At 56.7% G+C, this 22,975-nt stretch carries 20 protein-coding genes; 8 read left to right on the top strand and 12 right to left on the bottom strand.

The features are described from left to right. Positions 1-26: 26 nt before the first annotated feature. Together HZZ01_RS04880 and HZZ01_RS04875 are read right to left on the bottom strand one after the other, a co-directional pair. On the bottom strand, positions 27-272 hold the full coding sequence (locus tag HZZ01_RS04880) for a hypothetical protein (protein ID WP_179895738.1): 246 nt from the start codon (positions 270-272) through the stop codon (positions 27-29). Positions 273-339: 67 nt separating this feature from the next. Then, positions 340-1,521 carry a glycosyltransferase family 4 protein gene (locus HZZ01_RS04875; protein ID WP_179895737.1) on the bottom strand — a complete coding sequence of 394 codons (1,182 nt, stop codon included), beginning with the start codon at positions 1,519-1,521 and terminating at the stop codon, positions 340-342. A gap of 630 nt (positions 1,522-2,151) precedes the next feature. Between HZZ01_RS04875 and hpxO the strand changes: the two genes are divergently transcribed. After that, a complete protein-coding gene (hpxO, locus tag HZZ01_RS04870; protein WP_179895736.1) occupies positions 2,152-3,309 on the top strand; it encodes an FAD-dependent urate hydroxylase HpxO in 1,158 nt (385 codons plus the stop codon). Positions 3,310-3,348: 39 nt separating this feature from the next. Here hpxO and dcp read toward each other — a convergent pair whose 3' ends face one another. From dcp to guaD, 5 genes are all read right to left on the bottom strand, one after another. Next, on the bottom strand, positions 3,349-5,394 hold the full coding sequence (gene dcp, locus HZZ01_RS04865) for a peptidyl-dipeptidase Dcp (protein ID WP_179895735.1): 2,046 nt from the start codon (positions 5,392-5,394) through the stop codon (positions 3,349-3,351). Between the two features lie 61 nt (positions 5,395-5,455). After that, entirely contained in the window at positions 5,456-6,232 is a 777-nt protein-coding gene (gene xdhC, locus HZZ01_RS04860) for a xanthine dehydrogenase accessory protein XdhC (protein ID WP_179895734.1), read from the bottom strand. After that, a complete protein-coding gene (gene xdhB, locus HZZ01_RS04855) occupies positions 6,219-8,585 on the bottom strand; it encodes a xanthine dehydrogenase molybdopterin binding subunit (RefSeq protein WP_179895733.1) in 2,367 nt (788 codons plus the stop codon). Before xdhB ends, xdhC begins: the two co-directional genes overlap by 14 nt. Then, the gene (gene xdhA / locus HZZ01_RS04850; RefSeq protein ID WP_179895732.1) at positions 8,575-10,017 is read right to left on the bottom strand and encodes a xanthine dehydrogenase small subunit; all 1,443 of its coding nucleotides are present in this window, start codon (positions 10,015-10,017) and stop codon (positions 8,575-8,577) included. Before xdhA ends, xdhB begins: the two co-directional genes overlap by 11 nt. Further along, positions 10,014-11,342 (bottom strand): guanine deaminase, encoded by a 1,329-nt coding sequence (guaD, locus tag HZZ01_RS04845; protein WP_179895731.1) that lies wholly within the window; start codon positions 11,340-11,342, stop codon positions 10,014-10,016. The genes xdhA and guaD overlap by 4 nt, the downstream gene beginning before the upstream one ends. A 400-nt stretch (positions 11,343-11,742) precedes the next feature. On the opposite strand from guaD, the gene ydfG reads away from it, so the two are divergent. Continuing rightward, positions 11,743-12,489, top strand: a complete 747-nt coding sequence (gene ydfG, locus HZZ01_RS04840; RefSeq protein ID WP_179897053.1) for a bifunctional NADP-dependent 3-hydroxy acid dehydrogenase/3-hydroxypropionate dehydrogenase YdfG — start codon at positions 11,743-11,745, stop codon at positions 12,487-12,489. A 31-nt stretch (positions 12,490-12,520) separates the two neighbouring features. Here the strand turns inward: ydfG and HZZ01_RS04835 are convergent, their stop codons facing one another. Beyond that, positions 12,521-12,850 carry a YnfA family protein gene (locus tag HZZ01_RS04835; protein WP_179895730.1) on the bottom strand — a complete coding sequence of 110 codons (330 nt, stop codon included), beginning with the start codon at positions 12,848-12,850 and terminating at the stop codon, positions 12,521-12,523. Positions 12,851-13,140: 290 nt separating this feature from the next. Here HZZ01_RS04835 and HZZ01_RS04830 point away from each other — a divergent pair, with 290 nt between their 5' ends. Together HZZ01_RS04830 and HZZ01_RS04825 are read left to right on the top strand one after the other, a co-directional pair. Next, positions 13,141-13,464, top strand: coding sequence for a DUF1283 family protein (locus HZZ01_RS04830; RefSeq protein ID WP_179895729.1), 324 nt, complete (start codon positions 13,141-13,143; stop codon positions 13,462-13,464). A 45-nt stretch (positions 13,465-13,509) separates the two neighbouring features. Next, a complete protein-coding gene (locus HZZ01_RS04825; RefSeq protein ID WP_179895728.1) occupies positions 13,510-13,806 on the top strand; it encodes a DUF1161 domain-containing protein in 297 nt (98 codons plus the stop codon). Between the two features lie 39 nt (positions 13,807-13,845). Here HZZ01_RS04825 and HZZ01_RS04820 read toward each other — a convergent pair whose 3' ends face one another. Then, positions 13,846-15,312 carry an MDR family MFS transporter gene (locus HZZ01_RS04820; RefSeq protein WP_179895727.1) on the bottom strand — a complete coding sequence of 489 codons (1,467 nt, stop codon included), beginning with the start codon at positions 15,310-15,312 and terminating at the stop codon, positions 13,846-13,848. Between the two features lie 391 nt (positions 15,313-15,703). Between HZZ01_RS04820 and osmY the strand changes: the two genes are divergently transcribed. The 4 genes from osmY to osmV are packed head-to-tail and all read left to right on the top strand — an operon-like array spanning position 15,704 to position 19,142. Beyond that, the gene (gene osmY, locus HZZ01_RS04815) at positions 15,704-16,420 is read left to right on the top strand and encodes an osmoprotectant ABC transporter permease OsmY (protein WP_136197944.1); all 717 of its coding nucleotides are present in this window, start codon (positions 15,704-15,706) and stop codon (positions 16,418-16,420) included. 17 nt (positions 16,421-16,437) lie between these two features. Beyond that, on the top strand, positions 16,438-17,349 hold the full coding sequence (locus HZZ01_RS04810; RefSeq protein WP_179895726.1) for a glycine betaine ABC transporter substrate-binding protein: 912 nt from the start codon (positions 16,438-16,440) through the stop codon (positions 17,347-17,349). 9 nt (positions 17,350-17,358) lie between these two features. Further along, positions 17,359-18,006, top strand: coding sequence for an osmoprotectant ABC transporter permease OsmW (gene osmW, locus HZZ01_RS04805; protein ID WP_003853661.1), 648 nt, complete (start codon positions 17,359-17,361; stop codon positions 18,004-18,006). Then, positions 18,006-19,142 (top strand): osmoprotectant ABC transporter ATP-binding protein OsmV, encoded by a 1,137-nt coding sequence (gene osmV, locus HZZ01_RS04800; RefSeq protein ID WP_179895725.1) that lies wholly within the window; start codon positions 18,006-18,008, stop codon positions 19,140-19,142. Before osmW ends, osmV begins: the two co-directional genes overlap by 1 nt. Before the next feature lie 244 nt (positions 19,143-19,386). Here the strand turns inward: osmV and HZZ01_RS04795 are convergent, their stop codons facing one another. The 3 genes from HZZ01_RS04795 to HZZ01_RS04785 all read right to left on the bottom strand — a co-directional run bounded on the left by HZZ01_RS04795 (position 19,387) and on the right by HZZ01_RS04785 (position 22,973). Next, positions 19,387-20,763: a nucleobase:cation symporter-2 family protein gene (locus HZZ01_RS04795; RefSeq protein ID WP_179895724.1), complete on the bottom strand. Its 1,377-nt coding sequence runs from the start codon at positions 20,761-20,763 to the stop codon at positions 19,387-19,389. A 180-nt stretch (positions 20,764-20,943) separates the two neighbouring features. Continuing rightward, on the bottom strand, positions 20,944-21,642 hold the full coding sequence (bioD, locus tag HZZ01_RS04790) for a dethiobiotin synthase (protein ID WP_179895723.1): 699 nt from the start codon (positions 21,640-21,642) through the stop codon (positions 20,944-20,946). A gap of 113 nt (positions 21,643-21,755) precedes the next feature. Continuing rightward, the gene (locus HZZ01_RS04785; protein WP_179895722.1) at positions 21,756-22,973 is read right to left on the bottom strand and encodes an ROK family transcriptional regulator; all 1,218 of its coding nucleotides are present in this window, start codon (positions 22,971-22,973) and stop codon (positions 21,756-21,758) included. Between the last annotated feature and the right edge of the window lie 2 nt (positions 22,974-22,975).

The following is a 22,975-nucleotide window of genomic DNA, read 5'->3' as shown; positions in this document are numbered from 1 at the left end:
ACAAAAGGATTCTTTACTGAATTAAATTATTTACATTGGCTGGCGCAGGCCTGCACACACATCTGAGCCTGTGAACTGCAGGCACCGCTGTCCCGGGTGTTACAGTGGGATTGCTCTGTGTAGCAGTTGGTCTGGCAGGCCGAGAGATCGCAGCGTGCAGCGACGGGCGTCAGCTGAACCAGGGGTGCGCGGGCCGGAAAAAGCGGTGCGGGCTGAGCGAAGGCGCTGCTGCCCAGTAATCCGGACAGCAGCAGAGTAAGGATAATTTTCATAAGAGTTCTCCAGTGGGACGCTGCACTAAGTATGGCCAGTCTGGCGCGCCCCGTCAGAGAAATCTAATCAAATTGAGACAACAGGGGGATGTTGGGTGACATTTACTACGCCACGGCTGTAGATATCGTTGAGCCGGGCAACATAACGATCGGTATCGTGCTGCTCTTTGATACGCAGAATGGCCGCCTCACCTTTTTCCTGCAGCATTTCGGGACGTTCGATGATGGCCAGGATCGTTGATTTCAGCCCCTCCACCAGCGACTGGCGCAGCTGCGTTTTCAGCTCTGCCGAGGTAATGCTGTATTCACGGTCAGCGTTCAGGGGACTCGCAATCACCCAGCCCGCGCTGGCGGGATTAATTTCGGGCAATGCGCGAACGTTACTGGTGATCACCGGGCAGCCGTTGGCCTGCATTTCCAGCACCGAAAAACCGTAGGTCTCCTGCCAGGTTGGTAACAGTCCGGCATCGCTCTGACGGAATAGCTGCATCAGCGCACTGTTTTCCATCTGAGAATGATGCGTGAAACAGCGATAGCGTTTGATACGGTTCTCAATGCCCGTGTAAAAAGCCTCATCATCCTGGAACTGGCGGTGAGCCACGTTACGACGCTTGGCGAGATCGCCAATCAGCTGCACATCCAGCTGCGACTCGTCTACTTTACGCTCTTCAATCAGCTCGCTGATTGCCAGTACCACTTCAGCCCCGCCTTTGCGATAGAACTCGTTACCGGCAAAAATCAGTTTCAGCACGCCGGATTGTCGCGGCGCTTTATGCTGAACGAATAGCTTCTGTGGCGGATGCAGCACCAGGGTTTTGCGGCGAATTTGCTGAGCGATATCCGGTTTGAACAGCTTCATCTGAATGTTCAGCGTAGCGTCTGAGATAGCAATCAGCCCCAGGCAGTTATCTTTTAACAGATAAGGGATCAGGCGTTTCAGCTCAGGGTTATCCTGCTTGGCAACACCCGCAACCGGCAGCACACGCGGCAGCTCCGTTTCAAAGGATGCGACCCACTTCTGCTGGGTGATCGCGACTTCGTTAAACAGATGCAGGATGTCAGCCCGCGATGCCCCTGAAAAAGGCACAGGCTGAAAGACAAAAGTTTTATTCTTTTTAAGCAAACGGGTTCGTAACGGATTAATAAAGTAAAAAAGATTGCTCTTTTTCAGGTTGATATACTGGTTATCCGGATTAACTAAGATATTACGTTGCTCCGGATACTGGTTATTAGTGATTCCAATTTTCATGGTCATTTTCCAGAGTCCTTTATGTCCAGAGTGATCTATATCACGCGATTGCTGTGGATAGATTTGAGCAATATCCTAAAAGCCCCTCCAGACGCACATTCCACAGTTTTTCTAATGATTTATCCCGGTGATTAAACGACCACAGTTGTCTCTGATTCCCAGGGTTATCTTTTTATTAACAGGTGTATGCAGATATGTCAGGCCAACTCACCCTTGATGAATCGGGGATTATTAAGACAGCATTCGCGCCATTTTTATGTCAAAATTTTATTGTTTATGATGAATGATATTAAGACGAAGCGTCCCTTTAGTTTATAACTTTTAACGTAATATACGGGGGCGGGATCATACAGGTTTGGCGGGCGTCCTCTGACGCCTTACTGACCCTGAGACGTTCCATCCGTAAAGACGACATTGATGAAACAAAGGATGCAGTTTACTCGTCCATGCACCCTTTTAGTCCGTCAATTTGCCACTTCAGCGTGCACTACGTCAGAAACCCAGCGTGCAAAATAACCGGCCTGACTCAATATAAGGTGATGATTTTAAATAATTTAATGGCAATCTGTCGCGCAGGCACCTCTCTGGTACAAAAGTTGCAGGAATAAGGTATGCAGACAGGAGAGCAATATGAAAGCAATCGTGATTGGTGGCGGTATTGGCGGAATGAGCAGCGCCATTGCGCTGGAGAAAGCCGGAATCGACGTGGAAGTTTATGAAGCAGTACAGGAAATGAAGCCCGTCGGCGCGGCGATTTCCATCTGGCCCAACGGGGTTAAATGCCTGAATGCGCTGGGAATGAAAACCGCACTGCGTCAGCTGGGCGGCAATATGGCCTATATGGCTTATCACGACGGCACGACCGGCGCCCCCCTGACCCGCTTCAGCATGGAGCCGATGGTGAAACAGGTGGGCGAGTATCCCTGTCCGGTGGCGCGCGCCGAGCTGCAGGCGATGCTGATTGATACCTTTGGCCGTGAGCGGGTGCAGTTTGGTAAGCGGGTGATCCAGGTTGAAGAGACCACAGACGGCGTGATCGCCACCTTTTCCGACAACAGTCAGGCCCGCGGCGATTTTCTGATTTCCGCAGATGGTACCCATTCGGTGATCCGCGAGTATGTGCTGGAAGAGAAGCTGGAGCGCCGTTATGCCGGTTACGTTAACTGGAATGGGCTGGTCACTATTGACGATCGCATTGCGCCCGCCGACCAGTGGACCACCTTCGTGAATGACGGCAAACGTGTGTCATTGATGCCGGTCAGCGGCAATCGGTTCTACTTCTTCTTTGATGTGCCGCTGCCGAAAGGATTGCCCCAGGATCGCAGCACGGTGAAAGCGGATTTGACCGGCTATTTCCAGGGCTGGGCGGAGCCGGTGCAGCAGCTGATTGCGGCGATTAATCCGGACACCACCAATCGGGTTGAGATCCACGACATCGAACCGTTCAGCCGTTTTGTAAAAGGACGTGTTGCTCTGCTGGGCGATGCGGCCCACAGCACCACGCCCGATATCGGTCAGGGCGGCTGCGCGGCAATGGAAGATGCCGTGGTACTGGCCTCCACGCTGGCCTCGCATTCGCTGGGCATCGAAGATGCACTGCTGCGCTATCAGGCGCGACGCGTTGAACGGGTAAAAGATCTGGTGCTGAAAGCGCGCAAACGCTGTGACGTAACCCATGCGCATGACCCGGCGGTCACGGCGGAGTGGTATCAGTCACTGAAAAGTGAAACCGGTGAGCGGGTGCTGGCCGGAATGTGCGAAACCATTGAAGGCGGCCCGCTGGGTTGACCCAAAAAAGGAGGGCTGTCAGCATGACAGCCCTTTAGGTTATGAATTCGCCAGACCGCGATTTTTCAGCATCGGCTCCAGCTGTGGCGCCGCGCCTCGCCAGCTTTCATAGAGCGTTTTGAGATCGCTGCTGTTACCCCGCGACAGGATCTTCTGTCGGAAGATGTCGCCGTTCTCACGCGTTAGTCCACCCTGCTCCGTAAACCACTGATACCCATCGTCAGCGAGCATCTGCGTCCAGATATAGGCGTAATAACCTGCGGCATAGCCCCCGCCCCAGATGTGCTGGAAATAGCTGGAACGATAACGCGGCGGCACCGCCGTCAGCGCCATATTGTCGCCTTGCAAGGCCTGCTGCTCGAATCCCTCCACGCTTTGTGGTGCGGAATCACGGTTGATGCTGTGCCAGTGAAGATCCAGCAGCGCGGCGGCCAGCAACTCGCTCATCTCATAGCCTTTGTTGAACGTCGCAGCCCGGACGATCTTTTCATGCAGCTCAGCAGGCATCTGCGCCTGAGTCTGATAGTGACGGGCGTAGTTGCGGAACACCGCCGGCTCGCTGGCCCAGTGCTCATTGATCTGCGACGGAAACTCGACGAAATCGCGCGGGGTTTCCGTGCCCGACAGGCTCGGATAGCGCTGGCTGGCAAACAGCCCGTGCAGCGTGTGGCCGAACTCGTGAAACATCGTGATGACGTCGTCCCAGCTCAGCAGCGCCGGTTCACCGGCGGGCGGTCTGGTGTAGTTACAGACGTTGTAGATCACCGGTTTGCTGTCGAGCAGCGTTGACTGGTTGACGAAGTTGCTCATCCAGGCACCGCCGCCTTTACTGTCGCGCTTAAAGAAGTCGGTGTAAAACAGCGCCAGCGGCGTCTCATCGGCATCGAAAATTTCATAGACCTGCACGTCGGGATGATAAACCGGCAGATCCTGGCGCGCAGTAAAACGGATACCATAGAGCTGCGTCGCCGCCCAAAACACCCCATTCTGCAGCACCGAATTCAGCTCAAAGTAGGGCTTAATCTGGTTCTCATCAAGATCGTATCGGGCACGCCTTACCTGTTCGGCATAAAAACGCCAGTCCCAGGCCTGTAGAGTAAAATCACCCTGCTGCTGATCGATAGTCTGCTGGATGTCCGCCGCTTCACGTTCGGCACGTACGCGCGCAGCTGGCACGATGTTGTGCATAAACGCCAGCGCAGCCCTGGGCGTTTTTGCCATCTGATCCTGTAGTTTCCACTCGGCATAGCTGGCAAACCCCAGCAGCCGGGCCTGTTCCGCCCTGACCTGCGCCAGCCGTAACACCAGCTCGCGGGTGTCGTTGTCATCGCCTTTTTCCGTGCGCGTTACGCCCGCCTTAAACAGTGCTTCACGGGTCGCGCGATCGGCGAGGCTCTGCAGCGCGGGTTGCTGCGTGGTGTTCTGCAGCACCAGCAGCCAGCTTTTCTCCAGCCCGCGCGCCTGCGCTTCTGTCTGCGCCACCAGCAGATCGGCCGGTGACAGTCCCGCCAGCTGCTGCACATCATTGACGACAAGTCCGCCTGCTTTAGTGGCGGCCAGCAGTTTATTGGTGAAGCGGGTACTGAGCCGTGCGGCTTCCTGATTCAGCGCTTTGAGCTGCTGCTTCTGCGCCTCCGGCAGATTGGCGCCCGCCAGCTGGAAACGCTGCCAGATCACCTCGACCAGCCGTTTTGATTCGGCATCCAGTTTTGCGCGCTGCAAATAGACCGCGTCGAGCCGTGAAAACAGCGGGCGGTTCAGCATGATGTCATCGTTAAGCGCGGTAAGCTGGGGTGCTATCTCCTCATCCACCTGCTGCAGAAAGGGGCTGGTATGCGCCGAGGTCATGGCACCGAAGACCAGATTCACCCGGTTGAGCAGTTGTCCGCTCTTCTCCAGCGCTTCGAAGGTGTTAAGAAAAGTAGGCGCTTCGCTGTTCTGGGCGATCGCCTCGATCTCCTGACGCTTCTCCTCGATGCCCGCCTGCAGCGCAGGCAGGAAATCCTGCTCCTCAATCTGGTCAAAGGGAGGTGCCTGATAAGGCAGTGTGCTGACGCTAAAGAAGGGATTCTGACGGGCGTTCATGGTTCGCTCCTGATGGGCATCGCAAAGTCTTATCCTGACAGGTTGCCGCGCAGGCCACAACTCAGGCGATTTGCTGTTGATAAACGCTGATAATTTCACCGGCAATCGCCACCGCAATCTCGGCGGGCAGCTTGCCTTTGACGTCCGGCAGGCCAATCGGACAGCGCAGGCGTGCCAGCGGTTCGTCCGCCACACCCTTGCCTGCCAGCCGGTAGCGGAAACGCTGGTTTTTCGTCTCAGAACCGATCAACCCGGCATAGCGGAAATCGCTGCGTTTCAGTACCGCCTCGCACAACTCAAAGTCGAGCGGATGATGATGGGTCATGATGATGAAATAGCTGCCCGCAGGTGCCTGCGCCACGCAGTCGACCGGGTCCTCCGGCTGCCAGGTGACCACGCCCGCGGGAACGTGGCTGAACTGCCCTGGACGGTTGTCGATCCAGTTTATGTGACAGGGTAACGTTGCCAGCAGGTTCACCAGCGCCCGTCCGACGTGGCCCGCGCCAAACAGGTAGATTTCCGGCTGCGCCTGCAGCAGTGGCTCAAACAGCAGTGTGGTTTTACCGCCACAGCACTGTCCGAGCCGCGCGCCAAGACTGAAATCCTCGGTGTGTGGTGCGGTCGCCCCGCTCTGCAGCATTGCCCTTGCCTGAGCGATACACGCAAACTCCAGATGACCCCCTCCGATAGTGAGAAAGCTCTCCTGCCGGGTGACGACCATTTTGCTGCCGCTGTCACGTGGCACCGAACCGTGCTCACTCAGCACAGTGATTAATACACAGCTCTGGCGTTTTTCACGTAACTGATGCAGCACGCCGATCCAGTCATGATAGATCATCAACGGCTCCCGTCAGGCGCTGTACGCCCCAGAAGACACGCTCCGGCGTGGCAGGCGCATCCAGCAACGGATGCTGCCGGTAATCGGCCACACTGGCGACCGCATCCTGCAGTGCGCACCAGGCGGCGATACCCAGCATAAACGGCGGTTCACCGACGGCCTTGGAGTGGAACACCGTGTCTTTCGGGTTTTTGCGGTTCTCTACCAGCGTCACCCGCAGGTCCGCCGGCACGTCGCTGATGGCGGGAATTTTGTAGCTCGCCGGACCATCAGTCAGCAACTGGCCTTTATCACTCCACACCAGCTCTTCGCAGGTGAGCCAGCCAACGCCCTGAACGAAGCCGCCTTCGACCTGGCCAATGTCGATGGCCGGGTTCAGCGAGGCCCCGACGTCATGCAGGATGTCGGCACGCAGCAGGCGGGACTCACCGGTTAAGGTGTCGATCACCACTTCACAGCAGGCCGCGCCATAGGCGTAGTAATAGAATGGCGTGCCACGCCCGGCCACCCGGTCGTAATGAATACCCGGCACGCGATAGTAGCCGGTGGCGGAGAGCGGTACCTGATTCAGCCAGGCCAGTTTCGCCACTTCGGCGAAGGTGTAATGTTTCTCTCCGGCACGTACCACGCCGTTGCGGAAGCTCACCGTCGCCGCGTCGCAGTGATGCAGTTCGCAGAGCATGGCGGTCATGCGGTCGCGCAGGATTTCAGCCGCATTCTGCGCCGCCTTACCGTTAAGATCAGCGCCGCTGGAGGCCGCTGTCGGCGAGGTATTAGGCACTTTACCGGTGTCGGTGGGGGTGATCTGGATTTTATCAGTCTCAATCTGCAGCACTTCGGCGACAATCTGAATCACCTTGGTGTTCAGCCCCTGGCCCATCTCAGTACCGCCATGATTCAGCTGTACCGTGCCATCGGTGTAAATCAGGATCAGCGCACCCGCCTGATTGAGGAAGCTGGAGGTAAAAGAGATGCCAAATTTTACCGGCGTCAGCGCCAGACCACGTTTCAGCAGCGGACTGCGGGCGTTGAACGCCGTGATTTCCGCGCGACGTGCCTGATAGTCGCTGCTCTGCTCCAGCTGTTCGGTGATTTCATCCAGCAGATTGTCCTCGACCTGCTGGTGGTAATGGGTAATGTTGCGATCCTGCTTGCCATAGTAGTTACGCTTGCGCAGCGCCAGCGGGTCCAGTCCACGGTGGCGGGCGATGTGATCCATGATCTGTTCAATCGCCACCATACCCTGCGGTCCGCCAAAGCCGCGATAGGCGGTGTTCGAGGCGGTGTTGGTACGGCAGCGATAGCCCGTAACTAACGCATCACCGAGGTAATAGGCGTTATCGGCGTGAAACATGGCACGATCGACAATGGATCCGCTAAGATCCAGCGAATAACCGCAGTTTCCGGCCAGATCGATTTTGATGCCACACAAACGACCATCCTCTTCAACGCCTGCGTCGTAGCGCACAAAGAACGGATGCCGTTTGCCGGTAACGCGCATATCGTCGCGGCGTGAAAGCCGCATCTTAGCCGCCCGGCCGGTCTGACGCGCCACGATAGCGCAGAGACAGGCCACACCGGCCGCCTGCGTCTCTTTGCCGCCAAATCCACCCCCCATCCGGCGCATATCAATCGTCACCTGATTCAGGCTGATGCCCATTACTTCCGCCACCAGCTTCTGCACTTCAGTAGGGTTCTGGGTTGAGGAGAAAACCTGCAGCTGCTGATCTTCGCCCGGAATGACCATTGCCGTCTGGGTTTCCAGATAGAAATGCTCCTGGCCGCCAATGTTAAACGACCCGCTGACCCGATGCGGCGCGCGCGCCAGCGCTGCTTCCACATCACCGCGCTGATGGACGTGGGGTTCCTGTACAAAGCTGCCCTGCGCCAGCGCCTGCTCCACATCCAGCAGCGGTTCCAGCACGTCGTACTCAATCACCGCCGCGGCTGCGCCCAGACGCGCAGCGTCAGGGGATTCCGCCGCCACCGCGATCACGATTTGCCCCAGATATTCCACTTTGTCATGCGCAAGCAGCGGATCGCCCGGCTCGAGCGGCCCGACATCATTGATACCAGGCACATCCTGCCAGGTTAAAACGCTCACGACGCCAGGAATCGCGTAGCACGGCTGTACGTCTATACCCAGGATGCGCGCATGCGCGTGCTCGCTCAGACGCGGACAGAGATGCAGCAGACCCGGCAGCTCTGGCTTGTCGTCAATAAAACGCGCTTCGCCGGAGACATGTTTTTCCGCACTTTCATGACGGTGACTGCGACCCACGCCACTCTGTAATTCTGCGGCATACTGCGCCTTGATCACGGCTTCGTTGAGTTCAGGACGATTATGAGACATAGCGGGAGACCTCAAGGCAGGTGATTTCGCCGTTGTGGCGATGCCAGTAGCGGCGCAGCAGGTTTCGCGCCACCTGAAGGCGGTAGTCACTGCTGGCGCGGAAATCGGAAAGCGGCTGGAAGTCCTCTGCCAGCGCCGTGGCTGCACGTGACACCGTCACGGAATTCAGCGGTTGACCGATGAGTGCCTGTTCACAGTGACGGGCACGCTGCGGTGTGGCCGCCATGCCACCAAAGGCGATGCGGGCGGTGCTGACCACACCCTGTTCGACCTTCAGGTTAAAGGCGGCGAACACGGCGGAAATATCATCATCCAGCCGTTTAGAGACTTTCCAGGCGATAAAGTCAGGTGACACCGTCACCTTATCGATGCGAATAGCGCGGATAAATTCCCCTTTTGCCAGCTGCGTCTGGCGATAGCCAGTAAAGAACTGGTCCAGCGGCAGGCTGCGCTGCTGCTCACCGCGCTGTAACAACAGGCTGGCATTCAGGGCCAGCAGTACCGGCGAGGCATCCCCTATCGGTGAGGCGTTGCCAATGTTACCGCCGAGTGTGCCCTGCAGGCGGATTTGCAGCGAGGCAAAACGCTGCAGCATCTCGCTGACGCCGGGAATCCGGCTGGCAAGAAACTCGCTGACCTGCTGGAGTGATGCGCCTGCGCCCAGCAGGTAGTGATCGTCAAATTCGCTGCAGACTTTCAGCGCGGCAACCTGCTCCAGCGCAATCAGCAGCGGAATTCGCTTATGCTGCTGAGTAATCTGCAGGCTGAGATCGGTGCCACCGGCAATCAGCTTCGCATCGGGATGTGCCAGATAGATTGCCGCCAGCTGAGCCGGCGTTTTCGGCAGGAAGCAGCGGCGACCTTCGCCGCCTATCTCCTGCATCTCCGGGGTGGCCAGTGCTTCCAGCCGCTGCACAGTGGCAGCCGCGCTGTGATCAAACTGGTCCGTGACCGGCTGCGAGCAAAGCTGTTCGGCGGCAGCCATAATTGGCCGGTAACCGGTGCAGCGGCAGAGGTTGCCTGCCAGTGCAGTCTCCGCCTGTTGACGATCCCAGCCCGCTGTATTTTTTTGCAGGCTGAACAGCGACATCACAAAACCTGGCGTGCAGAATCCGCATTGTGAGCCGTGGCAGTCGACCATCGCCTGCTGCGCAGGATGCAGTGCGCGACCGTGACGCAGATCCTCGACCGTAATCAGCTGTTTGCCCTGCAACGCGGAGACCAGCGTCAGGCAGCTGTTGACCGTTTCATACTGCATTTCTCCCCCGACGACTTTGCCGAGAGTGACGCTGCACGCGCCACAGTCGCCTGAAGCACACCCCTCTTTGGTGCCAGGGCGATGCTGACGGGTGCGCACATAGTTAAGCACAGTGAGATTCGGGTCGAGCGCAGTTTCGCTGACCAGCTGGTTGTTTAACAGAAACTGGATCATGCCGCTTGCTCCTGTGCATCGCGCTGCCAGACCGGACGACCACCGACCCAGGTCTGGGCAATGTTGCGGTCGTCGCCCAGCGTCATTAAGACAAATAATTTTTCCCAGATATCTTTGCTGTTACCGATGCGCAACTGCTGCAGCGCAGACACCGCCGGGTCGAGTACCACAAAATCCGCCTCTTTGCCGATGTTGAAATTCCCGATCGCATGGTCGAGATCCAGCGCGCGCGCCCCGCCCAGCGTGGCGTGATAAAAGGCTTCGGCGGCACTGAGCCGATAGTGCTGCAGCTGACCGACTTTGTAAGCTTCGCCCAGCGTCTGCAGCATGTTAAAAGTGGTGCCTGCACCGACATCGGTGCCTATCCCCACTTTCACGCCCTGCTGCCAGCTGCGCTTAATGTTAAACAGGCCGCTGCCGAGAAACAGGTTTGAAGTGGGACAGAAAGCGATTGAAGAATCGGTATCGTGCAGACACTGCCACTCTTTCTCTTCCAGGTGCAGGCAGTGCGCAAAGACGCTGCGTCGGCCGGTCAGCTGATGATGATGATAAACATCCAGATAGCCCTCGCGCTCCGGGAACAGCGCTTTCACCCAGGCGACCTCCTGCGGGTTTTCGCTGAGATGGGTGTGCAGCCAGGTATCGGGAAACTCCTGACGCAGTTGCTGCACTTTTGCCAGCAGCTGCGGGGATGAGGTCGGCGCAAAGCGCGGCGTCAGGGCGTAGCTCAGCCGTCCACGCTGGTGCCAGCGTTCAATCAGCGCCCGCGTCTGCTGGTAGCTCTGCTCCGGCGTTTCAGTAAGATTATCGGGCGCATTGCGATCCATCATCACTTTACCGGCGATCAGCCGCATGTTCAGGGCTTCCGCCGCGCTGAACAGCGCTTCCACCGATTGCGGATGGACGGTGCCAAACACCAGCGCGCTGGTGGTGCCGTTAGAGAGCAACTGATGCAGGAAAAAGGCGGACATTTTTGCAGCGTGATCGGGGCAGTGATACTGCGCTTCGACCGGGAACGTGTAGTGATTCAGCCACTCCAGCAGCTGTTCGCCAAATGCGCCAATCATCTCTGTCTGCGGATAATGAATGTGGGTATCGACAAAACCTGGCACGATCACTTTGCCGCGCAGGTCAGTCACCGGATGACCCGACAGCATCGCCTCACTGTTCTCCCAGCTCTCCAGCCCTGCCACGTGACCATCACGCAGCAGCAGCACCCCATCCTCCAGATAGCGCGCCTGCCCGACCAGGTCGTCGGGATGATCCACCACGCCAGTGAAGTCAAAGAAGCTGGCGCGTATCGCCGTGTCGGTTGCTGATAGCATGGTTTGTCCTTTCTGAAAGCGCGATTTAATATCTGCAGATGATTCTCTCTTTAACACCTTGCAACCTGCGTGCCAGAACCTCCATCAAAGAAATCCCTTATATTTCAATAAATAAGGACATTCCAGGTGTTGCGCAACGAAATTAGCCCTCTGACAGCTTAGCAACCGTTTGCATAGCACATGCAAACGGTTGCTAATTAAAATGGAGCGCATTGAACATTTTGAGCATGGCCTGCTGCTCGTACAGCTGCCCTTTTAAGGTGCAGGCTGCCCCGAAAAGGCGCAGCAGATAGCAAAGTAAAATCCGTTTACAGGCCGGGTCGCTTTTCCACGCGCAGAAGCGGAAATGAAATGCTATGGTGAAGCCATCGACGTTGAAAATGGCATAAGGAACAGTGAGATGATTATTTTTGTCACCGGCGCGACCGCCGGTTTTGGTGAATGCATCACCCGCCGCTTTATTGAAAATGGTCACAAAGTGATCGCCACCGGACGCCGCGCCGAACGATTGAAAGCGCTGAAGGATGAGCTGGGCGAAAACCTGTATACCGTGCAGCTGGATGTACGTAACCGTGCCGCCATTGAAGAGGCCGTGGCGCAGTTACCGGCGGAATGGCGCAATATCGATGTGCTGGTCAACAACGCCGGTCTGGCGCTGGGCATTGAGCCTGCGCACAAGGCCAACGTTGAAGACTGGGAAAATATGATCGACACCAATACCAAAGGCCTGGTCTACATGACCCGCGCCCTGCTGCCACAGATGGTGGAGCGTGATGTGGGTCATATCATCAATATCGGTTCGATTGCCGGTAGCTGGCCTTATGCCGGTGGCAACGTTTATGGTGCCACCAAAGCGTTTGTGCGACAGTTTAGCCTTAATCTGCGCACCGATTTGCACGGCACCGCCCTGCGCGTGACCGACATCGAGCCGGGTCTGGTGGGCGGCACCGAGTTTTCCAGCGTGCGTTTTAAAGGCGACGATGATAAAGCGGGTCAGGTTTATGAAGGGGCTAAAGCACTGACGCCAGAAGATGTGACAGAGGCGGTCTGGTGGGTCGCCATGCTGCCTAAGCATGTCAACATCAACAGCCTTGAGATGATGCCGGTCAGCCAGACGCTGGCGGGCCTGAAAGTCCACAAGCCGTAACGCTCTGCAGCGCCAGCCCGCCTGGCTGGCGCTATCCGCGTCCCCAGCCCAGAACGATGATCAGCATGCCGCTGAACGCGATCAGTGCTCCACTCCAGTCCCATGCGCTTAATTTTACGCCATCCACTACCCGTAACCAGAGCAGCGCGGTGAGCACATAGACGCCACCATAGGCCGCATAAACCCGTCCGCTGGCGGCAGGATGCAGGGTCAGCAGCCACACAAACAGCCCCAGACTGGCCGCAGCGGGCAATACCAGCCAGACTGAGCCGCCTTTTTTCAGCCACAGCCACGGCAGAAAGCAGCCGATAATCTCCGCCAGTGCTGTAACAAAAAACAACAAGACGGTCTTAATTAGCACCCTTACCTCTCCTGAACGTAAACAAACGACTCACCGCTGGTTGGCAAATAAACACCGATGATATACTAAGAATCTATGCCATCAGGCTATTTTATTTGCCAGTCCAGACCCTGACAGTGCTCACCCTCCTCACGTACCTGACGTATGACATGTACGCTGTGGTTTCTCCACGCTGTCCGCGTCGGGACTGACTGCAACAATGACGCCTGATGGGATAGATAGGCTCGTAAAGTACCCGCTGCAACCGCCATCGCAGATGCCGGTTTTTGCGTTAACTAAAGGATATTGTGATGAAAAAAATGATCCCTGCCGTGCTGTTGGTTCTGCTCTCCTCTGCGGCATTCACTGCCACTGCGAACACGAATCGTCTGATCATTGAAGATGGCAGCACCGCGCTGGGCAACGAAGCGGCGCGCCAGGATAAAGAGCAATGGAATGACACGCGCATGCTGCGTAATAAAGTGAACACTCGCGTCGAAAAAGAGTTTGATAAGACCGATCGTGCCTTTGATACCCGCGACAAATGCGAGCAGAGCCTCAATCTCAACGCTTACTGGGAACCTAACACCCTGCGTTGTCTGGACCGCCGTTCAGGTCGCCCGGTCGCGCCGTAATTTTGAGCTATAGTAATGACGGACGACTAACATAAGGAAGACGTGATGAAGCTACAGAGGGTTTTGTTAAGCGCGGCGTTTTTAGCTCTGCCGCTGATGGCACAGGCATCCTGTGAGTCGGTGAAAGCCGATATCAGCCAGAAAATTATTCAGAACGGTGTGCCTGAATCAGGTTTTAGTCTCGACGTCGTCGCCAACGATCAGGTTGATCAGGCGGGCGGTCAGGTCGTCGGACATTGTGAAAACGACACACAAAAGATTGTTTATAAGCGTACAGGCCGTGACGACGAAGCCAGCGTCCCCGCCAGTGCCGGCAGTTCGCAGGACGCGCCTGCACAATAGTCAGAGTCAAATCAGGGCGACATTCTGTCGCCCTGCCTGCTAGTCCGCCTGTTCCGGCCGCTGACGCGGCATCATCCACGCCACACCTACCGCAAACAGTGCTATTACCAGTGCCACGACGAACACCCAGTGCAGTGATGTCGCAATAGCAGCCACCATCTGCTGCAGGGTTTCCGGTTGCAACTGCTGACGACTGGGTTCGGACATAATCTGCTGTACCGGATCCTGTACCTGTGGCAGTCGCCATTGCAGGTTAAGGTTCAGCACTGCGCCCATAATCGCCGTCCCCACTGCCGAGCCGATCATCCGGCTGAACATGATTGACGCGGTACAGATGCCGCGGATCTGGTAGTCCGCCTGGTTCTGCACAGAGACCAGAAACGTGGTGCTGGTCATCCCCATACCGGTCCCAATCAGAAACGCCGTGAAGCCCGCCTGATAGAGAGAGCTTGCAGGCTGTAAGAACAGCAGCAAGGCACTGCCGGTGACCAGCAACAGCGCACCGAGCTGGGCGGTAAAACGATAAGAGGTGTGCAGCATCAGTCTGCCGCTCAGGGTACTGGCCAGCGGCCAGCCTATCGACATCATCGCCAGCACGCTGCCCGCCTGTAACGGTGAGCCGCCGCGAATCCCCTGGATCCAGGTGGGCAAAAACGCGCTGATGCCCATCATGGCCGCCCCGATAATCAGATTGCCCGCATTACCGGCCACGATAAGCCGGCTGCGCCAGATGATCAGCGGAAACAGCGGTGCCGCTGAACGCTGCTCATGGCGCTTAAGCTGCCAGCCCGCGAACAGTGAGAACATCAGGAACGGTACCAGCCAGATGCCCAGCTGTTCTGCCTGCAATAGCGCCACCAGCAGGGCCGTCACGCAGAGCATAAGCCAGCCGCTGCCTGCCAGGTTCAGCGGCTGCGATTTCTCCTCCTTCTGGTGCGCCGGTAGCCAGCGCGCCAGCATCAGCATGCTGATCAGGCCAATCGGCAGATTGACCCAGAAAATCACCGACCAGCTAAAATGCTGCACCAGCCAGGCACCGGTCAGCGGCCCGACGATCGCTGCCACACCCCATACGCTGGAGAGCCAGCCCTGCACGCTGGCACGTTCGCGCGGCGAATAGATATCCGCCACGATAGTGGAGCTGAGTGGCATGATTGCACCTGCTCCCAGGCCCTGAAATGCCCGGAAAAGAATTAGCCAGGTCATGGTATGGGCAAAGCCACACAGCACCGATCCCGCCAGGAAGATTGCGGTCCCGACAAAAAACATTGTTTTGCGCCCCACCATATCCGCCAGCCGCCCATAAAGCGGTACGCTGACCGCCTGAGTCAGCAGATAAATGGAGAAGACCCAGCCAAACTGTGAGAAACCGCCGAGGTCAGCAATGATGGTGGGCATCGCGGTGGCGACAATGGTGACCTCAATGGCCGCCATAAACATCGCCAGCATGCAGGCAATTAAGATCCAGTGGCGATGTCCGGTCTGGAGTTGTGCGCTTTCAGTCATAGGGTTCCTTTTTTAATCTGCAAGGCTAGCGCAAAAACAGCCAAAGCAGTTTCCCGCGCGTGCGCATCTTCTGCGCCATCTGTGACGGTGTCACCAAAGTCGATGAATTTTTTTTATTGTCGCATTAGCCCAGCGGCTATGCGGCTTTAACACCATTTTAACCTGTTTCTATCTGCCTGATATATGGCTTAAAAGCTGGCTTGTGCAAAAAAGGCCTGTTATAGCATAACCCTATCTTATTCGGTATTCGCTGAAAAAGAGTGGATAAACAGTCATTTTATCTACATTTTATCGCAGTTTCGGTTTTGGGTGCGGTGGCAGTTTTTGTCGCTCTTGTCGGACTGCTTAGGGTTCGTATAACAATTGAGATCGTCATCAGGGAGATTCTCCTATGCAAAATGCTTCACTGGCCCAACGCGCCGGTCTGGCACTGCTTGCAGTGGTCGCGGTGATCGCAGTGCTGATCTGGGGCTTAGGCTGGGATCAGCTGGTCGCACGTAAAGTCGATCTGCTCTATCTCGGGCAGCAACACCTCTTCTTAGTTTTCTGGTCAATGTTGTTCGCTCTGCTGGTCGGTATCCCCAGCGGCATTCTGCTCAGTCGCCCGTTTGCGCGTCGCTGGGCCGAATATGTGATGCAGATTTTCAATGTAGGTAACACCCTGCCACCGCTCGCGGTGCTGGCGCTGGCGATGGTAATAATCGGCATTGGTGATCGTCCGGCGCTGATTGCGCTGTTTCTGGCGTCGTTGCTGCCCATCGTCCGCAACACCTTCTCTGGCCTGAGTGCGGTTCCTCCGTCGCTGATTGAGGCCGCCAACGGCATCGGTATGACCAAATGGCAACGTCTGCGTCAGGTTGAACTGCCCAATGCCATGCCAGTAATCCTCGCCGGCGTGCGCATCGCCACCGCCATCAACGTTGGCACCGCTCCACTGGCCTTCCTGATTGGTGCCAGCAGCTTTGGTGAACTGATCTTCCCGGGTATCTATCTGAATGACTTCCCGACGCTGATTCTGGGCGCTGTTGCCACCGCACTGGTGGCGCTGGTCCTGGATATGATGCTGGCCGCGCTGGGCCGCTTTCTGAGTCCGCATGCTGCGGCCTGACCACAAGGAGCTTTGTAATGCTAACGAAGTGGATTAAGAAAAGCGTTGTCGCGCTGACTGCGACGCTGCTGCTAAGCCAGACGGCGCAGGCTGCCGCCCCGCTGGTGATGGCAACCAAAAGTTTTACCGAGCAGCATATTCTGTCCGCGATGACGGTGCTGTGGCTGCAGAAGAAAGGCTTTGAGGTGGTTCCTAAACGTAATATCGCCACCACCATTGGTCGTAATGCTCTGCTGAATAAGCAGATTGATATGGTCTGGGAATATACCGGTACGTCACTGATCATCTTTAACCATATCAATCAGCCCATGTCTTCACAGCAGGCGTATGAGACGGTGAAAAAGCTGGATGCAAAGCTCGGGCTGGTCTGGCTTAACCCGGCACCGATGAACAATACCTATGCCTTTGCCATGACCCGCGCACGGGCCGAAAAAGAAGGTATCAGCACGATGTCGCAGCTGGTTGCGAAGATTGAGCAGGTGCGTAAATCTGACCCGGATCATAACTGGCGTCTTGGTCTGGACCTGGAGTTCTCTGGTCGTTCCGATGGTATGAAGCCGCTGCAGAAGACCTACAACCTGGCGCTGGATCGTCCGCAGATACGTCAGATGGACCCGGGTCTCGTTTACAACGCCATTCGCGATGGATTCGTCGATGCCGGTCTGATCTACACCACCGATGGACGGGTTAAGGGCTTCGACCTGAAAGTGCTGGAGGATGATAAACACTTCTTCCCAAGCTACAACGTGACGCCGGTCGTGCGTCAGGATGTGCTGGCGAGCCATCCGGGGCTGGATACCGCGCTTAATCAGCTTTCTGCGCAGATCACCGATGAGGCGATCACAGAACTGAACAAGCGGGTCGATATCGATCATGAGTCACCGGAAAACGTGGCGCGTGATTTCCTTCAATCTAAAAACATGCTGTAAGGAGGCACTGTGGATACCCTTCACTACATCATGGATAACTGGAGCACTCTGCTCACCCTGAGCTGGCAGCACAGCTGGCTGGTGCTGGTGGCAGTCGGCCTGGCCATTGTGATTGGTGTGCCGCTTGGCATTCTGATCGTGCGCGTCAGATGGCTGGCAACGCCAATTCTCGGTATCGCCACCGTGGTGCTGACCATTCCTACTATTGCGCTGTTTGGTCTGATGATTCCGGTATTTTCGCTGATCGGTCAGGGCATTGGCGCGCTGCCGGCGATTACCGCCGTGTTCCTCTACTCGCTGCTGCCGATTGTGCGCAATACCCACACCGCGCTGGAGAATCTGCCGGACGGTCTGCGTGAAGCCGGTCGGGGCATCGGCATGACCTTCTGGCAGCGTCTGCGCTGGGTTGAAATCCCGATGGCGCTGCCGGTGATTTTCGGCGGCATCCGTACTGCCGTAGTGATGAACGTTGGCGTGATGGCGATTGCCGCCGTGATTGGCGCGGGCGGCCTGGGCCAGCTGCTGCTGGATGGTATCAGCGGCAGTGATATTCGTATGTTAATTGCCGGGGCATTGATGATTTGTCTGCTGGCTATTTTTCTTGACTGGCTGCTGCACCGTTTACAGCAGGCGCTCACTCCAAAGGGGATTCGATAATGATTACGCTGGAAAACCTGACGAAAACCTTTACTCAGAAAAACGGCACCACGAATAAAGCCGTCGATAACGTCAGCCTGCATGTGCCAGCCGGTGAGATGTGTGTACTGCTGGGGCCATCGGGCTGCGGTAAGACCACCACGCTGAAGATGATTAACCGTCTGATTCCCGCCACCAGTGGCCGGATCCTGATTAATGGCGAAGATACCAGTACCCAGGACACCACCACCCTGCGCCGCAATATTGGCTATGTCATCCAGCAGATTGGTCTGTTTCCCAACATGACCATTGAGGAGAACATTACCGTCGTGCCACGCATGCTGGGCTGGAACAAGAAGCAGTGCCGTGAACGTGCCACCGAGCTGATGAGTATGGTCGCACTGGACCCCACTAAGTTTCTGCATCGCTATCCGCGAGAGATGTCCGGCGGTCAGCAGCAGCGTATCGGCGTGATTCGTGCCCTGGCCGCGGATCCACCGGTGCTGCTGATGGATGAGCCGTTTGGTGCCGTCGACCCGATTAACCGTGAAGTGATCCAGAATGAGTTTCTCGACATGCAGCGTCAGTTAAAGAAGACCGTAATGCTGGTGAGCCATGATATTGATGAGGCGCTGAAGCTGGGCGATCGCATCGCGGTATTTGGCCAGGGTAAGATCGTGCAGTGCGCCAGCCCGGATGAGCTGCTGGCCACGCCGGCCAATGATTTTGTTGGTTCGTTTGTTGGCCAGGACCGCACGCTTAAGCGTCTGTTACTGGTGCAGGCGGGTGACGTGACCGATCAGCAGCCAACTATCACCGTGCGCCGCTCGACGCCACTGTATGAAGCTTTTGGCACCATGGATGAGAACGATATGCGATCGATTACCGTGGTCGATGAGGATGGCAAGCCGCTGGGCTTTGTGAAACGTCGTGAGGCGCGTAACGTGAGTGGCCGTTGTGAAGAGAAGCTGCATACCTTTAAGGTTAGCGGTAAAGCCGAAGAGAACCTTCGCGTGGTGCTGTCAAAACTCTATGAGCACAACACGGTCTGGATGCCGATTGTCGATGAAGACGGTCGCTACAGTGGGGAGATTTCGCAGGATTATATTGCGGATTATCTCAGCTCAGGCCGTACCCGTCGTCGTCTGAATCCCTAGTCCAGTCAGACAAAAGGGCCACTGTGGCCCTTTCAATCGCAGAGAAACCCTCATCAGGCTAAAGCAGACAGCAACACAAAAGATAAATGCGAAGGAAACACGGTCAAAGGAGGAAAGCGTCCCGCGCCAGGACGGCGCGGGACGGGCGAGACCGGATAGTCTGTGATGCTTTGCTGCAGGCCTATGCTCCTATGGCTTTGAGTTTCCGAGTTGTCTGTGAGAGATACATCGGCCCTTCTGCTTTTTAGCTCTCCGTGAGCGTTTCTGCCTCAACCTCTTCCACCGCAGGTGCCTCGTCTGGCAGCACCAGATTGAGCACAATCGCCAGAATTCCGCCAGTCGTCACCGCATGACCAAACAAATTGTTAATCAGCGGCGGGAACTGCTTCAGCACTTCCGGCACCGCTTCCACGCCCAGACCAATCCCGAATGAGATCGCCACAATCAGCATCTCTCGGCGGCCCAGCGGCGTCTGCGTCATCACCCGGATACCCGCCGCGACCACGCTGCCAAACATCACAATGGTTGCCCCGCCCAGCACTGACGGCGGGATCTGCTGCAGCAGCGACCCAATAAACGGAAAGAGTCCCAGCAACCCCAGCATTATTCCCAGCAGCATACCGACATAACGGCTGGCGACCCCGGTCATCTGAATCACGCCATTGTTCTGCGCGAAAGTGGTGTTAGGAAAGGCGGAAAAGACCGCGGCCAGCACGCAACTCAGGCCATCGGCGACAATACCGCCCTGCAGCCGCTGCTGAAAAGGCTGGCCTGTGATCGGCTGCCGGGAAATCAGGCAGTTGGCGGTAAGATCGCCAACCGCTTCAATCACCGCGATGACGGATACCAGCGCAATCGGCAGAAAGATAGTCCAGTCAAAGGCGAAGCCAAACCGGAAGAAGGCAGGCAGCACCAGCCAGTTGCTCTCCGGCGCGACGTGTAGTTGTAAATGGCCGGTTAAGGCCGCCGCAACACATCCCACCGTGATGCCAGCCACTACTGCCACCAGCCGCGCCCAGCGGTTGCGTGAACGGTTCAGGGCCACAATCACCAGCAGCGTCAGCGCACCCAGTGCCAGGTTCTCCGGCGAGCCAAAATCGGTCGCGTTGTGACCGCCAGCCCAGTCGGTGATGCTGACTTTGATCAGGCTGATGCCAATCAGGGTGATCACCGTACCGGTCACTACCGGCGTCAGTACGTTGCGCAGCGAACCGACGCAGCGACTGATCAGTACCGGAATCAGCGCCGCCACCAGGTTGCAGCCAAACAGCATCGCCATAATCTCTTCCGGCGAACCGCCGCGCCCTTTCACCATGAGGCCACCGGACAGGATCACGCCCAGAAAGGCGAAGCTGGTTCCCTGCAGGCAGATCATCCCCGCCCCGACGCCATGAAAGCGTCTGGCCTGCATAAAGGTGCCTAAGCCGGAAACAAAAAGCGACATACTGATCAGATAAGGAAGCCAGGCCTGCAGGCCCAGCACTGAACCAATGATCAGCGGTGGTGTGATGATGCCCACCACACTGGCGAGCAGATGTTGCAGCGCGGCGAAAAATGCCGGGACGGGACCAATGCGGGCTTCGAGCCCATATAACAAACCTTTCTCGTGCGAATGCGACATGGAAGTACTCCGGCTCTGTGTGATAAGCGGAGTTAATGCATTTTCTGCGCCATGACGTCACCTTTTCGTGTGATGCAGGCCAGGTTATTAAATGTTAAGTGGAAATTTTTAAAGAGAGCCAGTGGTCAGCCTGAAACTTTAGACTCACCACCGACCTGGATGACTTGGTTTGTTTCATATTCAGGCGATCTTTGCACTCGCAGCGTGCAGCGTGTCAGGCTCCAGCAGGGAAATATCGATGTAAGGCGTGAGATCGCGCTGCTCTGCACGCGGCAGATAAGGCAATTCACCCAGCAGCGGCGCCCCGATTTTTTCTTGCAGAATTTCAATAATGTCGCTGTATTGTGCCAGGCCCGGATTGATGCGATTCGCTACCCAGCCGACCAGCGGCAGCCCATCCCGTGCTATCGCCTCTACTGTGAGCAGAGCGTGACTGATACAGCCTGACTGGATGCCAACCACCAGCACCACCGGCAGTTGCTGCTCAACAACCCAGCATGAGAGCGGGCGTCCGTCGTTCATCAGGCTGCGCCAGCCACCCGTTCCTTCCACTATCACGCGATCGACCTGTTGCACCAGGCTGGTTAAGCCACGGGTCAGCAAGCCATAATCGATGTTCTGGCCCGGATGGGTGCAGATCTCCTCCTCCTGAAAGACCAGTGGGTTGATCGCCTCATAGGGCAGATCGACAGAGGAAGCGCTTTGCAGAACCTGTGCATCTTTGTTACGCAGGCCATCAGCGGTTTTGACCGCACAGCGCGCAACGGGCTTGTAGCCGGCGGCACTGCATCCGATCTGAATAAAACTTTGTAACAGGGCGCGTGACACCACCGTTTTGCCCACTGCGGTATCGGTGCCGGTAACAAATAGTCTGTTCACTCAACTTCTCCTCTCAAACCGTCGCGGTTAATCGGTGATTAACCTTGCTGCGAACCGGCATTTTAAGGAATGGAGGATGTGAGCGGATTGCGTTAGCGCAAGTTCAGGTCTGCTTAACCTTGCAACAGTTTCACTAACAGATGTCCGTTATACAGCGCGTCTTTGATCAGCGCGGCCCCCCCCAGCGTTCCCGGCTCGCTAAATTCAGTGGGGGCAAGCTGGATACTCGCGCTGTAGGCAGGGAGTGACTGCTGCAGAATGGTATTGCTCACCGCCGGAAAGAGCACATCAGCGGCGGCATTAAGAGGGGAACCGATAAGAATGTGTTGTGGATTAAAGATGTTGACCATCATCGCCAGAATCCGTCCAACGTGATGACCGACGCTGGCGATGGTGTCGCGCGCCAGGCGATCGCCGGACTGCGCGGCCACGCACAGTGACGCCAGCGTCAGGGGCTGATTGTTGAGCAGGCTGTCGGGCTGGGCAGGCAGACGCTGCGCCGCCAGCGCCAGCAGGCTGCCGGTGCTGGCGACCGTCTCCAGACAACCATGATTTCCGCAGTAGCATTGCTGACCATAAGGGTCGATCTGGGTATGGCCGATTTCGACCAGCGCCCTGCCACTTTTATGCAGCAGCTGACCGCCACTGATGACACCAGCGCCCACGGTTTCATCAATGACAATCTGAATCACATCCTGGGCACCGCGTGAGGCACCAAACAGCGACTCCGCCAGCGTCCAGGCTGAAATATCGTGCTGTACAAACACCGGTAAGCCGGTTCGCGCCGCCAGTGTATCGCCCAGCGGCATATCGCGCACTTCATAACCCGGCAAACGATGCACCACGCCGGAGGCGGCGTTAATCAGCCCTGGCAGAGTGATAGCAATCGCCGTGAGGCGTTCCAGCTTCTTTTGATGACGGATAAAAAAGGCATCAACCTGTTCAATCAGTGCAGTGAGTAGCGGCTGCGCAGACTCATCAGGCAGCGGCAGGCTGTCTTCAACCAGCGACCGACTGCTGAGATCGCGCAGCGTAAAGGTCATCGCGCCGCGGTGCAGGCGGATCGCCAGATAGTGCCAGGCGTCGGTATCCAGTATCAGGCCAATCGCCGGACGGCCACGACTGCCGGGATCCTGATATTCAGTCTCCTGTACCAGATGCGCGTCCAGCATTTCACGCACAATTTTGGTGATGCTGGCCGGGGCGAGCTGGGCACGACGGGAAAGTTCGATACGCGAAATGGGACCGTGACGGTCAATTAATCGATAAACGACACCTGCATTGGTCTGCTTGATCTGGTCAATGTGGCCAGGTTGACTGTCCGGATTCACAA

Origin of the sequence: Pantoea sp. WMus005, assembly GCF_013415305.1 — a bacterium.
GTDB lineage: Bacteria > Pseudomonadota > Gammaproteobacteria > Enterobacterales > Enterobacteriaceae > Pantoea > Pantoea rara.
The sequence above is the reverse complement of the archived record's forward strand: the minus strand, read 5'-3'. Positions and strand labels throughout refer to the sequence as shown.

Coding starts and splice junctions, on each gene's coding strand:
- HZZ01_RS04880 (WP_179895738.1), bottom strand. CDS start 272: ATGAAAATTATCCTTACTCTGCTGCTGTCCGGATTACTGGGCAGCAGC.
- HZZ01_RS04875 (WP_179895737.1), bottom strand. CDS start 1,521: ATGAAAATTGGAATCACTAATAACCAGTATCCGGAGCAACGTAATATC.
- hpxO (WP_179895736.1), top strand. CDS start 2,152: ATGAAAGCAATCGTGATTGGTGGCGGTATTGGCGGAATGAGCAGCGCC.
- dcp (WP_179895735.1), bottom strand. CDS start 5,394: ATGAACGCCCGTCAGAATCCCTTCTTTAGCGTCAGCACACTGCCTTAT.
- xdhC (WP_179895734.1), bottom strand. CDS start 6,232: ATGATCTATCATGACTGGATCGGCGTGCTGCATCAGTTACGTGAAAAA.
- xdhB (WP_179895733.1), bottom strand. CDS start 8,585: ATGTCTCATAATCGTCCTGAACTCAACGAAGCCGTGATCAAGGCGCAG.
- xdhA (WP_179895732.1), bottom strand. CDS start 10,017: ATGATCCAGTTTCTGTTAAACAACCAGCTGGTCAGCGAAACTGCGCTC.
- guaD (WP_179895731.1), bottom strand. CDS start 11,342: ATGCTATCAGCAACCGACACGGCGATACGCGCCAGCTTCTTTGACTTC.
- ydfG (WP_179897053.1), top strand. CDS start 11,743: ATGATTATTTTTGTCACCGGCGCGACCGCCGGTTTTGGTGAATGCATC.
- HZZ01_RS04830 (WP_179895729.1), top strand. CDS start 13,141: ATGAAAAAAATGATCCCTGCCGTGCTGTTGGTTCTGCTCTCCTCTGCG.
- HZZ01_RS04825 (WP_179895728.1), top strand. CDS start 13,510: ATGAAGCTACAGAGGGTTTTGTTAAGCGCGGCGTTTTTAGCTCTGCCG.
- HZZ01_RS04820 (WP_179895727.1), bottom strand. CDS start 15,312: ATGACTGAAAGCGCACAACTCCAGACCGGACATCGCCACTGGATCTTA.
- osmY (WP_136197944.1), top strand. CDS start 15,704: ATGCAAAATGCTTCACTGGCCCAACGCGCCGGTCTGGCACTGCTTGCA.
- HZZ01_RS04810 (WP_179895726.1), top strand. CDS start 16,438: ATGCTAACGAAGTGGATTAAGAAAAGCGTTGTCGCGCTGACTGCGACG.
- osmV (WP_179895725.1), top strand. CDS start 18,006: ATGATTACGCTGGAAAACCTGACGAAAACCTTTACTCAGAAAAACGGC.
- HZZ01_RS04795 (WP_179895724.1), bottom strand. CDS start 20,763: ATGTCGCATTCGCACGAGAAAGGTTTGTTATATGGGCTCGAAGCCCGC.